11 protein-coding genes are annotated in these 12,875 nt (G+C 67.2%); 7 read left to right on the plus strand and 4 right to left on the minus strand.

All coding sequences use genetic code 11. The features are described from left to right. Nucleotides 1-101 precede the first annotated feature (101 nt). A complete protein-coding gene (locus ABZX86_RS12055; RefSeq protein WP_355122735.1) occupies nucleotides 102-1,343 on the minus strand; it encodes an amidohydrolase in 1,242 nt (413 codons plus the stop codon). After that, nucleotides 1,340-2,578, minus strand: a complete 1,239-nt coding sequence (locus ABZX86_RS12060) for an MFS transporter (protein ID WP_355122737.1) — start codon at nucleotides 2,576-2,578, stop codon at nucleotides 1,340-1,342. Before ABZX86_RS12060 ends, ABZX86_RS12055 begins: the two co-directional genes overlap by 4 nt. Nucleotides 2,579-2,642: 64 nt before the next feature. Between ABZX86_RS12060 and ABZX86_RS12065 the strand changes: the two genes are divergently transcribed. The 7 genes from ABZX86_RS12065 to ABZX86_RS12095 all read left to right on the plus strand — a co-directional run bounded on the left by ABZX86_RS12065 (nucleotide 2,643) and on the right by ABZX86_RS12095 (nucleotide 10,991). Next, nucleotides 2,643-3,737 (plus strand): Lrp/AsnC family transcriptional regulator, encoded by a 1,095-nt coding sequence (locus tag ABZX86_RS12065; protein WP_355122739.1) that lies wholly within the window; start codon nucleotides 2,643-2,645, stop codon nucleotides 3,735-3,737. A gap of 402 nt (nucleotides 3,738-4,139) precedes the next feature. Further along, nucleotides 4,140-5,798 carry a thiamine pyrophosphate-binding protein gene (locus ABZX86_RS12070; protein WP_355122741.1) on the plus strand — a complete coding sequence of 553 codons (1,659 nt, stop codon included), beginning with the start codon at nucleotides 4,140-4,142 and terminating at the stop codon, nucleotides 5,796-5,798. After that, the gene (locus ABZX86_RS12075; protein ID WP_355122743.1) at nucleotides 5,795-6,454 is read left to right on the plus strand and encodes an SRPBCC family protein; all 660 of its coding nucleotides are present in this window, start codon (nucleotides 5,795-5,797) and stop codon (nucleotides 6,452-6,454) included. The genes ABZX86_RS12070 and ABZX86_RS12075 overlap by 4 nt, the downstream gene beginning before the upstream one ends. A gap of 2 nt (nucleotides 6,455-6,456) precedes the next feature. Then, nucleotides 6,457-7,473: a 3-oxoacyl-[acyl-carrier-protein] synthase III C-terminal domain-containing protein gene (locus ABZX86_RS12080; RefSeq protein ID WP_355122745.1), complete on the plus strand. Its 1,017-nt coding sequence runs from the start codon at nucleotides 6,457-6,459 to the stop codon at nucleotides 7,471-7,473. A gap of 9 nt (nucleotides 7,474-7,482) precedes the next feature. After that, nucleotides 7,483-8,487: an aminotransferase class I/II-fold pyridoxal phosphate-dependent enzyme gene (locus tag ABZX86_RS12085; protein ID WP_355122747.1), complete on the plus strand. Its 1,005-nt coding sequence runs from the start codon at nucleotides 7,483-7,485 to the stop codon at nucleotides 8,485-8,487. Then, nucleotides 8,487-8,999, plus strand: coding sequence for a MarR family transcriptional regulator (locus ABZX86_RS12090; RefSeq protein ID WP_327144118.1), 513 nt, complete (start codon nucleotides 8,487-8,489; stop codon nucleotides 8,997-8,999). The genes ABZX86_RS12085 and ABZX86_RS12090 overlap by 1 nt, the downstream gene beginning before the upstream one ends. Before the next feature lie 189 nt (nucleotides 9,000-9,188). Next, entirely contained in the window at nucleotides 9,189-10,991 is a 1,803-nt protein-coding gene (locus ABZX86_RS12095; RefSeq protein ID WP_355123805.1) for a long-chain fatty acid--CoA ligase, read from the plus strand. Here ABZX86_RS12095 and ABZX86_RS12100 read toward each other — a convergent pair. Continuing rightward, on the minus strand, nucleotides 10,982-11,407 hold the full coding sequence (locus tag ABZX86_RS12100) for a nuclear transport factor 2 family protein (protein WP_355122749.1): 426 nt from the start codon (nucleotides 11,405-11,407) through the stop codon (nucleotides 10,982-10,984). The two genes, ABZX86_RS12095 and ABZX86_RS12100, sit on opposite strands and share 10 nt — an antisense overlap. Nucleotides 11,408-11,477: 70 nt before the next feature. Further along, nucleotides 11,478-12,875, minus strand: a complete 1,398-nt coding sequence (locus tag ABZX86_RS12105) for a serine hydrolase (protein WP_355122751.1) — start codon at nucleotides 12,873-12,875, stop codon at nucleotides 11,478-11,480.

Consider the following 12,875-nt stretch of genomic DNA (forward strand, 5'->3'; position numbering starts at 1 on the left):
CAAAAGCGCGCCGGGATGACGGGTGCATGTTCCGCGCCGGGATGACGGGTGCATGTTCCGCATTAGTCGGGTGCACGTTCCGCGTCAGTCGGACTGAATGCTCACTCGGACCGGGAGAGCTCCGCGCGGGCCGCGGTCACCATGGCGGTGATGGCCGCCGGCAGTGTCTGTTCCGGGTCCGGGGCGAACCGGGGGGAGTGGTTGGAGGGGAAGCGGGGCGGGATGGTGTGCTCGGTGAGCATGATGTGCTGGTCCTCTTCGGTGAAGCGGACCCAGTCGATGCCGCCGATGTGCCAGAAGACCGAGGGGACCCCGGCGGCGGTGCCGAAGACGCCGAAATCCTCACTGCCGGTGAGGGGATTGTCGAGCGGCATATAGGGGACGCCCGCGGCGGCGAGGGTGGCCATCACCCGCTCGGTATCGCCGGGGGTGTTGACGGTCACCGGGAAGTGGTCGTAGGGCACGAACTCCGGCGGCTGCGGCGCGCCCGCCCCGGTCGCCTCGGACTCGGCCAGGCGCTGCAGATCGTCGAGTATGCGCTGCCGTGCCGTATCGCTGAAAGTGCGCAGCGTCAAAAGCAATTCGGCGGTTTCGGAGATGATGTTCGGCCGGGTGCCCGCGTGCAGCGCGCCCGCGGTGAGCACCGCGGAGGCGGGCACGGCGGACTGCCGGGCGGTCAGCGTCTGCATGCGCACCACCAGTGAGGCCGCCATGAGCAGCGGGTCCACCGCCAGATGCGGCTGTGAGCCGTGGCCGCCGCGACCGGTGAAGGTCACCCGAATCGAATCGGAGGCCGCCATCAGCGGTCCGCTGCGGCTGATGACCAGTCCGGCGGGCAGCGGCGCGACATGCTGGCCCAGCACGATGGCCGGCTTCGGAAAACGCTGCACCACACCGTCGTCGACCATGCGCTGGGCGCCGGCGCCGGTCTCCTCGGCGGGCTGGAAGATCGCGACCACCGTCCCGGTCGGCCGCGGCCCCGTCGCAAGCTCCGCACACGCGCCGAGCAGTGCGGCGACGTGCACATCGTGCCCGCAGGCATGCATGACACCGGACACGGTGGACGCGTACGCCAGCCCGGTGTCCTCCTGCACGGGCAGCGCGTCCATATCGGCGCGCAACCAGACCACCGGTCCGGGACCGCCCTGCAGCACGCCGACCACCCCGGTGCCGCCGACCCCCTCGGTCACTTCCCAGCCGGGCAGCGCGCGCAATTCCTCGGCCACCAGCCGGGCGGTGCCGTGCTCCTCGCCGGAAAGTTCCGGGTGCGCGTGCAACTGGCGATATACCTGCAGCCAGTGCTCGCCGGTCGCGGGCTCGTGCAGTTCAGGAGTGGTCGTCACGAGTGAATCTCCTTCGGGGGGATGGTCACCGGCGTGCGGGCCGCGATCTTGGCCCAGAACGCGTCGGCGGTTTGCGGGACCAGGGCCGCGGCAATGATCGCCAGCAGCGGCCCGATGGCCATGGTTTCGAAAGCTGTTGTGTAGGAGTAGCGATCGGTCATGAAGCCGAACAGCGAGGGGCTGATGATGCCCGCGACCTGACCGCCGAAGATGATCACCCCGGACGCCACGCCCATATACGCGCTGGGCAGCGCCCGCAGCGGCACCGAGAAGGCGGGCATATAGGCCAGCCCGGCCACCAGGCTCATCACCGTCGCCACCATCACGAACAGCGGGAACGACTCCAGCCGGGGCAGCACGAAAAGCATGATGGCGGTGGCCGCCATGGAGGGGATGACAATCCGCCGCGGGCGGCCGCCCATCCGATCCGACAGTCGCGCCCCGAGCACCACTCCGGCCGCCGCGGCCAGTGTCGACGGCACCGCCGCCACCGCGACCATCGTGATCGACAGCCCGCGCTCCTCCTGCAGGAAGGTCGGCGTCCAGGCGGTGACGCCCCACACCAGCACGTCGTAGCCGAAGAAGATGGCGGCGAAGCCCAGCAGCGCCGGCGAGAACAGCACCGCCCGCCGGCCCGCGGCGGCGCTCGCCTTGTCCGCGGGAATATCGTCCTGCGGCAAGGGCTGTGGCATCCAGCGCCGCCAGGCCAGGATGACCAGGACGCCGAGCACCGAGATCAGCCCGAACATCACCCGCCAGCCGACGGTCGGCAGCATGATGCCCGCGAGCACCGACGCCAGCAGAATGCCGACCGCATTGGAGGCATTGGTCCACCCGGTCGCGGTGGTGCGCTGCTCCGGTGTGGTGCGTTCGGCCAGCGCCTTGAGCGCGGCGGCCGGGAACACGCCCTGCACCAGCCCGAACAGGAATCGCATGCACAGCAGTGCCGCGAAAGACCATGCGATGGCGGTCAACCCGGTGAAGACGGACCACGCGACAAGTCCGATGGTGCCGACCTTCAGCGCACCGTAGCGGTCCGCGAGCAGTCCGCCCGGCACCTGCACCGCCGCGTACGCGACGAAGAACACCGATACCAGCAGACCCAGCCGAGTGTGATCGAGATCGAGGTCGCGGCCGATCGACGGCAACGCGAAATTGATCACGGTCCGGTCGATGTAGTCGACGACCCATGCCGCGAACAGCAGCATGACGGTCAGCCGGGTGGTACGTGGCATCGTTGCCCCTTCATGAGACGGAGCCCTGACGCGGCCTCTATGCGCGAATGCCACAATGACCTCCATGGCCGAGGATATGGCTGAAACGCCGGATATCGCCATGCGAGATGGGCTCACGCCGGAATCCGGCGCTGATGTGAGCTTCGGTGAGACCGATCTGGATCTGGTGAACGCGCTGCAGATCAATCCGCGCGCGTCCTGGACCCGTATCGGCGCCTCGCTCGAACTGGATGCCACCACCGTCGCCCGGCGCTGGCAGCGGCTCGCCGACGCCGGGCTGGCCTGGTTGACCGCGTACGGCATGGAGTTCGCCCTCGTCGGATATATCCGGCTGCGCTGCCGGCCCGAGGCGCTGGCCGCGCTTTCCGAGCAGGTGTGCGCCTGTCCATACATCTTCTCGGTGGAGCGCACCAGTGGCCGCTATCAGCTGCAGATCTCGGTGGCCGCCGAAGACCTTGCCGCCCTGGACGATTTCGCGGTCCGCTGGCTGGGTGAGCTGCGCGGCGTGGCCGAGGTGTGCACCTCGGTGGGCCTGCACATCTATGTGGAGGGCGGGCAGTGGCGGCCGCAGGCGCTCGATCCGGTGCAGCGCACCCTGCTCACCGACGGACCACAGCCGCGGCGCGGTTCGCCGTTCCTGCCCCCGCGCACTCGCGCGGGGGACCGGGATCTGGTGCTGGCACTGTCGGCCGACGGTCGCCGCAGCGCCGCCGATCTCGCACAGGACACCGGTCTCAGTGAGACGACGGTGCGCCGCCGCCTCGTGGAGATGACCAGGGCGGGCCGCCTGCTGATTCGCTGCGACTTCGCCCAGCAGTTCGCCGGATGGTCGGTGAACACCAATCTTTGGGCCCGGTTGCCCGCCGGCGAACTGCCTACGCTCGGCGCCGAGCTCGCCCAATGGCCCGAGATCCGGCTGTGTGCGGCCACCACCGATGCCAGCAATGTGCACATCATCGCCTGGCTGCGCACGCAGCACGAATGCATCCTCCTGGAAAACCGTCTGGCGCAAAGCTTTCCGAATCTGCACATTACCGAGCGGCAGATCACGCTGCGCGCCCTCAAACGTATGGGCAGGCTGCTGAGCCCGGCGGGCCGCGCCGTCGGACATGTGCCCTTCGCAGTCTGGCCGTCTCCGGTGGCGGGCCGGGCAACATAGGGGCACACGCGAACGAACTTCTGTGGGTCGCTCGCCGATGTGCAAGTGCCCAGCCGCCGCGCGGGCCTGCTGGATTTCTGCACACAGATTCGCCGTGCCGCGCGCTCTAGGCTTCTTCCGTCGGATAAATCGATCCGCGGATTGAACCCGGCCGCCGCCCACATCGTTGAACCTCATGAGTGATCGCGAACCGGTTGCGGCAGCGAGGCCGATTCGGGTGGGCAGCACCTCCGAATCAGGGCCCTGCCGGGCTTCGCTCAATGGGGCTTTCGCGCGCCTGAAGTGGTTGTGTACCAGCGCTTTTCAGGCAATCTGTGACCTGCAACACATTGCGAGGTATGACTGATCGTGGATACATTGTGGACGATGTATCGGGGGCAATGTAATTCGAAACGGGGAATTGTGTCCGAACGTGGAGCAGTCGAGACCGTTGCCGACGTCATCGTGGCGAGGCTGGGCGAATACACCGAGCACCTCTTCGGAGTGGGCGGAGCCAATATCGAGGACATCTACGATGCGGTGCAGCGCCGCCCGGAGCTCATGACGGGGATCGTCGCCAAACATGAGTTCGGGGCCGCCACCATGGCCGACGGTTATGCCCGCGCCACCAACCGGCTCGGCGTCGTGGCCGCCACCTCCGGCGGGGGCGCCATGAATTTGCTTGCGGCACTGGCCGAATCCTACGACTCGCGGGTGCCGGTGCTGGCCCTGGTCGGCCAGGCGCCGACCGGACTGGAGGGCAGGGGCGCCTTCCAGGACACCAGCGGCGGCGCCGGGCGGCTCGATGCCGAGCGGATCTTCGGCGCGGTCAGTCGCAGTTGCGTGAAAGTGACTCGGCCGCAGGATATTCACGCCGAGCTGGATCGGGCGATCGAGGCGGCATTCGCCGGTGGACCGGCGGTTCTGCTGCTACCCAAGGATATTCAGGCAGCGCCGGTACCGAGCCGGATGCACCGGGCGGGGGTATCGGAGCCCGCGCCGGTGGACGCACCGCTCGACGCCGACGCGGTGCTGCCGGCGGCCGGGCGGGGGCCCGCGGTCATCATCGCCGGGCCGGAGATCGCCCGCGCGAATGCCCGGGCCGAGCTCGTCGCGCTGGCGGAGGCCCTGGATGCCTCGGTGCTGGTCACTCCGGATGCCAAGGACGCCTTCCCGAATCGGCATCCGCGCTTCGCCGGTGTCACCGGCGTCATGGGGCATCCGCATGCGCCGGCGCTGGTCGCGGGTGCGGGACTGTGCGTGCTGGCCGGTGCGGCGCTGCCGATCACCGCGCGCGCCGGCTTGGATGCGGCGCTGGCCGCCTGCCCGCGGGTACTGCATCTGGGTGCCGACGAACCCTTTGTGCCCGCCCATGTCCGGGTCCGGGGATCGCTGCGGCATCGCCTGCTGGAGCTCGCGGTGCACACCTCACACCGGGGATCCGCTGCGGCGCAAGTGAATACGGGTGAGCTCCCGGAGTTGAAACCGCCACCGGCGACCGGGCCGGGCGTGCGCTACCGCGAGGCGGTGACCGCGCTCGCCGCGCACCTGGATTCCGGCACCGATGTGGTTGCCGACGCGGGCAATACCGGTGCGGCGGTGGTACACCATCTGCCCGTGCCCGAGGGCGGCCGATTCCTCATCGCGCTCGGCATGGGCGGTATGGGCTACGCCTTCGGCGCGGGTATCGGCAGCGCTCTCGGCCGTGGCCGCCGGACCTTCGTCATCGCCGGTGACGGTGCGTATTTCATGCACGGCAACGAGGTGCACACCGCCGTCGAATACCAGGCCCCGGTCACCTTCGTCATCTTCAACAACAATGCGCACGCCATGTGCGTCACGCGCGAACAGGTCTACTACTCGGGCGATTACAGCTTCAATCGCTTCCGGCCCGCGGATATCGGCGCGGGTGTGGCCGCCATGTACCCCCAGCTGCCCGCCTGGACCGCCACCACGCTCGCCGAATTCGAGACCGCCCTGGACAAGGCCCACGACGAAGTGGGACCCGTATTCATCGAAATCCTCTGCGACCCAGACGAACTACCACCGTTCGCCCCCTTCCTGAAGGAGCCCTCCGCATGACCGACACCGTCAAGGCCGAACCCGTCGAAGTGCCGCACCTCGAGATCCCGGGCGTCTACCGCATCGAGACCATGACCCTCAAGGAGGGCATGCCGATGGTGCTGGATATGACCCGCGCGGTGTATCCGCACGATGAGATCTTCGGCGACTACTGCACGGTCAACGAGTACATCGACGCCCCGCCGGACGAGGTCTTCGACTACCTCTCCGATACCCGCAGTCTGTGCGAATGGACCTACAGCATGCGGGGTTTCGAGCGCACCGAGCAGCCGGATCTGTGGGTTTCCGATGACCGCATCGGCTCGAACACCCGCATCTACACCCGCACCGAATCCAGCCGTGAGACCCGCACCGTCGACTACCACTGTGCCTGGGACCAGGGCGAACACCTGTGGATGATCTACCTGATGCGAGTGGTGGACGCGCAGAAGTTGTTCAACAAGCCGGGTTCGGTGGTGCTGTGGACGAATTGCCACCACCCCTTCTACGACGAGAACGCGTATCCGGAGACCGCGCCGGCCGATCGCCCGGTGTGGGTCGGCGATTTCTGGCACCTCTTCGCCGCCGGTCACCTGCTGGAACTGCGCAACCTCAAGGCCATCTGCGAGCACCGCCATGCCAACGGCCAGCCGATCAAGCCCGAATGGATGAACTGAGTATGAGCACCGAAACCGTCAGCCTCATCGATGTAGCCGGGTATCTACCCGAAACTGTCGTTCCCGCAGACTATTTCGCGCAGTACGCGGATGCGGAGGATGTCACCGCGAACATCATGTTCAAGGCGCCGAAGTTCCGGCACCATGTCGCGCCGGGTGAGTCGCCCGCCGATATGGCCGAGCGCGCGGTGGCGCCGCTGCTGGCCCGTCAGGGGCGAGACATCTTGCGCGACATCGACATTCTGATCGTGCACACCCAGCTGCCGGAGACGGCCATTGTCGGCAACGGCGGTGAGGTGGCCGCGCGCCTTGGCATCAATCCCGAATGGCTGATCGATCTGCACAATGGCGGCTGTGCGGCCTTCGTGCACGCCATGAAGCTGGCCCGGCAGATCATGGTGAGCACCGATGCCAAGGCGGCGCTCATCGTCAATGTGCAGAATGCGGCCGGTCAGATCTTCACCCAGGAGCAGGTACGCGGTAAGCCGCAGGCTGCCATTCCCGGTGACGGGGCGGGCGCGGGACTGCTGGTGAAGAACGGTGATTCGCCGATTCTCGATATCGAGACCCGGCATCTGCCGCAGTTCGCGGGGCAGATGACCGTGCTCGCCGATCCGCCCCGCAAGTACTGGGAGGCCGGGCCGGGGCAGATGCATGTGGGATTCACCGAATCCAAGATCGCGAAGGTGCTGGGCCGGGGTAACAAGATCGTGCCCGAGGTGGCGCAGGCCGTGTGCAAGCGAATCGGTGTCCCCTCCAGCGAGCTGGATCTGCTGATCACCAATCAGCCCAACCGCGCCTTCCTGCGCAACTGGCGTGATGCGCTGCAGCTGCCGCAGGAACGGCATCCCGATACCTTCGACGAGTGCGGAAACCTGTTCGGCGCGGGCATTCCCGTCACCTTCGACCGTGCGGTCGATGAGGGGCGCGTCGCCGCCGGATCGCTGGTGATGCTGGCCGGATTCGCGCATGCGGGCGATTTCGCGGCGGCTGCCGCGGTGCGCTGGGGCGGACGCTGAGAGACGACGATGGCTCCCCTCGCCTGGATCGGGCATCAGTTACAGCTCAATGAAAACCCCTATGGCCCACCACCTTCCGTCCGCGAGGCCCTATCGGCCGCACTCTCCTCCGCGAACCGGTATCCGGAATTCCTGCCGCAGCGCCTGCCCCGGCTCATTGCCGAACGGCTCGGCGTCGCACCCGACCGCATAGTGGTGGGCGCGGGGGCGACCGGCGTGATCATGCATATCGTGCAGGAGTTCGGTTCCGGCGGTTCGAGTGTTGTCATGGCCGTGCCGACCTTCGACGGATATCCGATCCTGACGTCCATGGCCGGTGGCCGGCCGGTGACGGTACCGCTCATGCTGGACGGGCGGCAGGATCTGGACGCCATTGCCGAGGCGGTGGACGAGCAGACCCGGCTGGTGGTGCTGTGCAGTCCGCACAATCCGACCGGAACACTCATCACGCCACCGGAATTCGAGAAGTTCCTGCTTCGAATTCCGGCCGCGGTCACCGTCGTGCTGGACGAGGCGTATGTGGATTTTGTCGCACCGGGTGAGCGCATCGACGTGCTGACACTGCTCGACGAGCATCCGAATCTGCTTGTCCTGCGCACCTTTTCGAAGGCGTACGGGCTCGCGGCACTGCGGGTCGGCTACGCCGTCGGCGCTCCGGCGCTGATCGAGCGGGTGGCCCGCTGGCAGCTGCCCTTCGGCATGAACGCACTCGCCGAAGTGGCGGTGCGGGCCTGCTATGCGGCGGAACCGGAGATCGCGGAACGGGTGACGGTCATCGGCGAGCACCGGCGCCGGCTCACCGCCGGGCTGCGTGATCTCGGCCTGTGCGTACCCGACAGCTATGCCAACTTCTCCTATCTGACCCTGCCCGGCCCGGATATCGATCGGGTCGGAACCGCCTTGGCGGGGGCGAACATCCACGTCAAGCACTATCCGACCGGTTTGCGCATTACCGTGGGCGACCGGGTGGCCACCGACGCGGTTCTCCATACCGTGCGCAGTACAGTGCAGTAATGTCAGAAAATCCGTCTTCTGAACCCGCAGGGCATCGGGTCGGAGCGGACGAGGAGATCGACTACGCACTGTTGTCGCTGAGTGCGCAGCTGTGCTTTGCGCTGTACTCCACGTCGCGGTCCATGACCGCTGCCTACCGTCCCTTCCTGGACGATATGAAACTCACCTATCCGCAGTACCTGGTGCTGCTGACGCTGTGGGAACGTCCGGGCATCACCATGAAGGAGCTGGGCGAGCAGATCCACCTCGACTACGGCACCCTCTCGCCGCTGGTACAGCGGTTGCAGGCCGGTGGACTGGTCGAGAGTGTGCGCAGTGTCGCGGACGGGCGGGCGGTGGTGCTGCACGCCACCCCCGCCAGTCAGCAATTGCAGGGTCCCGCACAGCGCATGATTCACGCGGTGCTGGACTCCGTCGGCATCCCCCTCGAAGATATCGAGGCGCTCCGGGACCAGGTCAACGCCCTGGGCTTGCGGCTCGACGCCATGGTCACCGCGGCCCGCGCCCGCTGAGCCTGCCCGGCCGGTCCTTTGGTCTGGGGCACACTCTGGTGAGGTCCGCGGTGTTCGCGCGCACATTGTGATCCACGGCGCACCGCACCAGCATTGTGAATTGGTCCTGGTTCGGGGGCCGTGCGAGAGTGTGCCCGCGTGCCGGACGATGCGGTCCGGGCAGGTCGGAGGAGAGAGGTCGTGGGACAGATGGGATCAACCTCGGTTGCACAGCGTGAATTCGAGGCGCCGGCGTCGTACGCCATCGCCGAGGGTGCGGCGCTGACCGATGTCGTCGACGGCCTCGCCGCGCATTCGCCGGATTTCGTGGCCTTCCAGCGGCCCGCCGCCGACGGGTGGAGCAAGGTGACGGCCGCGCAGTTCGCCGCCGAGGTGCGTGCGGTGGCCAAGGGGCTCATCGCCTCCGGCGTGCAGGCCGGGGATCGGGTCGCCATCATGGCCTCGACCCGGTACGAGTGGACGCTCATCGACTACGCCATCTGGACCGCCGGGGCGTGCACGGTCGCCATCTACGACTCCTCCTCGACCGATCAGGCGCGCTGGATCGTCGAGGACTCGGGTACGAAGCTGCTGATCGTGGAGAACGAGCGGCATGCGGTCACCGTCGCCGATATCGCGACGCCCGAGCTGCTCGAAACGCTGCGCATCGATGCGGGTGCGGTGGACGAGCTCGTCGAACGTGGTGCCGCCGTTGACGACAGCGTGCTCGCCGAGCGCCGGGCGCAGGTGGGTTCCGCCTCCGCGGCGACGCTCATCTACACCTCGGGCACCACCGGACGGCCCAAGGGCGTGGTGCTCACGCACGCGAACCTGCTGGCCGAGTCGATCTCCGGCAAGATCGCGCTGCAGCACCTGCTCGCCGAGGGCAAGACGACGCTCATGTTCCTGCCGCTCGCGCACGTCTTCGCGCGGGCCATCGCGGTGGGCTCCCTCGCTGCCAAGGTGACCGTCGCGCACACGTCCGACTGGTCCACCCTGACGACCCAATTCGCTTCGTACAAGCCGGATTTCATCCTGGCCGTGCCCCGCGTCTTCGAGAAGGTCTACAACGGCGCCAAGCAGCAGGCGCACGACGGCGGTAAGGGGCGCATCTTCGACCTGGCCGCGGATACCGCCATCGCCTGGAGCGAGGCGCAGGAGTCCGGCGGCGCGAGCCCGGTGCTGCGCCTGAAGCACGCCCTCTTCGACAAGCTCGTCTACTCGAAACTTCGTGCCGCCCTTGGTGGTCGCTGCACCGGCGCGGTCTCCGGCGGCGGTCCGCTCGGCGCGCGCCTCGGCCACTTCTTCCGTGGCATCGGCGTGCCCGTGTACGAGGGCTACGGCCTCACCGAGACCAGCGCGGCCATTACCGTGAACACGGTGTCGCACATGCGAGTCGGCAGCGTCGGCCGCCCGATCGAAGGCAATGCGGTGAGCATTGCCGAGGACGGCGAAGTGCTGCTGAAGGGTTCCGTGGTCTTCGACGGCTACTGGCACAATGACGCCGCCAGCGCCGAGGCCATTACCGAAGGCTGGTTCCACACCGGCGATCTCGGCGCCCTGGACGACGACGGCTACCTCTCCATCACCGGCCGCAAGAAGGAAATCATCGTCACCGCGGCAGGCAAGAACGTCTCGCCCGCCCCGATGGAAGACACCCTCCGCGCCCACCCCCTCATCGGCCAGTGCATGATCGTCGGCGATAACAAGCCCTTCATCGGCGTCCTGATCACCCTCGACCGTGACGCCCTCCCCGGCTGGCGCGACCGCAACAGTATTCCCGCCGACGTCACCATCGAGGCCCTCACCACCAACCCCGCCCTGGTAGCGGAAGTCGAAGCCGCAGTGGCTGATTCCAACACCAAGGTCTCGAAAGCCGAGTCCATCAAAAAGATCCGCATCCTCGCCGCCGACTGGACCCAGGAAACCGGCGAACTGACCCCCAAGCTCTCCCTCAAACGCGCTGTCGTCCTGGAGAAGTACGCCTCCGAGGTAGCGGCCATCTACTCCTGACCCGGCCCCGCACCGAACAGCCCGCCGAGCGGCTTACGGCGGGGGGTCACCCTGCGGTAGGTGATGCGCCAGCCTTCGGGCCGGCGGGTGACGGTGTCGTGGTAGACGACGCTGCCCGCGGTGCCGTCGGCCTGGATTCCGATTCCCTTGGACTGCACCAGGATTCGGTTGCCGGATTCGGTGATGATGATGTTGGTGACGTGGTGGGCTACCGGGTTGGCGTCGCCGGCGGTGAGGGCTGCGGTGCGGATGGCTTCGATGCCGTGCAGGGAGCCGTAGCCGAAATCGGAGACGTCGTAGGTGATGTCGGGGGTGAAGAGTTCGGTCATACGGTCCAGTTCGCCGGCGTCCATGAGGTGGCCGTGCAGCGAGATGAGGTCGGTGATTTCGCGGCGGTCTTGTTCTGAGAGGGGCATGGGGCCGGATAATAGGGGTGGCGGCTCGGGAATGCTCGCGAATAAAACAGTGGACGGTGGGATTGGCGGGCTAGCGCTGGCCGTGGTTCAGGGCCAGGAGGGCGGCGGCCAGCTGGGCGCCGGTGTCCAGGGTGGCGACGAAGATGTCCTGGGGGACGAGTTTGCCGTTGCACCAGAGGATATTGCAGTTGCCCGAGGCGTAGGGGCCTGTGCCCAACAGGATTTGGGCCACCTGGGCGGGGTCGGTCCAGAAGGCGAGATCGTCGAGACTGCCGATCACCGGGCCGAAATTGTCGTTGTAGTGGTACGGCTCGTCATAGGGCTCGGCGGGGACGTCGGAGACGGATGCGGTGACGCGGCGGAGGAATTCCTTGTTGTCGGGATTGGATTCGGCGGCGAGGGAGGTCTGCACATTGTTCGGGTCGATGCCCGCGGGGACGCCCAGGCGGACGATGACCATGTCGCGGCTGGGGATGATGGCGACGAACTGGCCCAGTGCGCCCACGAAGGAGTACAGGTCGCGCGGGGCGCCGGGGAACATGGCGTGATCGAAGACCTTGGCGGTGGGCACGGTGGCGGTCTTGTAGGAGTCACCGGCATTGAGCCAGAACAGGAATCCGTAGCCGCCATTGGCCGCGGTCGGTTGCTGCGCCTGGCGAATGTAGTCGGGGTCGATCAGTTGCCGGTCACCCCAGCGGCCGTTGTCGAGCATGAGCTGGCCGAGCCGCGCGATATCGTCCGCGCGCATGGCCATTCCGCCATTGACCGCCGTATTGCCGCTGCGATCGCGGAGCCAGATCCAATTGGCCCGATCGATGCCCAAGGGGGACATCAGTTCTCGTTGCACGAAGTCCTGGAAGTCCATGCCGGTGGTGATTTCCACGATCTTGGGCAGCAGCACCAGCACCGCCTGGCTGTACTGAAAGGTGGTGCCGGGTGCGAAAGCGAAAGGCGCTTCCAGGTTTTGGAGCACCTCATCGGTGGCGATGCCGGCGATATCGGCAGCCCAGCTGAAGCGCAATCCCGTTGTCTGATTGAGGACCTGGCGCACAGTCAGCGCCGCATGCGCGGGATCGGCCTGCGGAAAGAACTTTCCGAGCGGATCGTCGAGACTGAAATAGCCCATGGTGATGGCGCGGCCGACGGCCACCGAGGCGACCCCCTTGGACGCGCTCGCCAGCGGCAGCGGCAGATTGCCGGTGCCGGTGCGATCGCCCACCAGACAGCCGTGCCGATACACCTGAATGGCGTAGGCGCCCTTGCTGGAACCGAAGTCGATGGCATCGGACAGCGCGGCGGGATCGATGCCCGCCGCCGCGGGATCACTGCGCCCGAAGGCATCCGCACCCGCGGGATCGGCGCAGCCGTTCACGGCCGGATCGGCCGCGGCCATGGGGGAGACGAGCGTGCATGCGGCAATGGTGAGGGCTGCGCCGACACCGCCCATCCAGCGTCGGCGATTGCTCAT

The organism is Nocardia sp. NPDC006630 (genome assembly GCF_040611495.1).
Lineage (GTDB): Bacteria > Actinomycetota > Actinomycetes > Mycobacteriales > Mycobacteriaceae > Nocardia.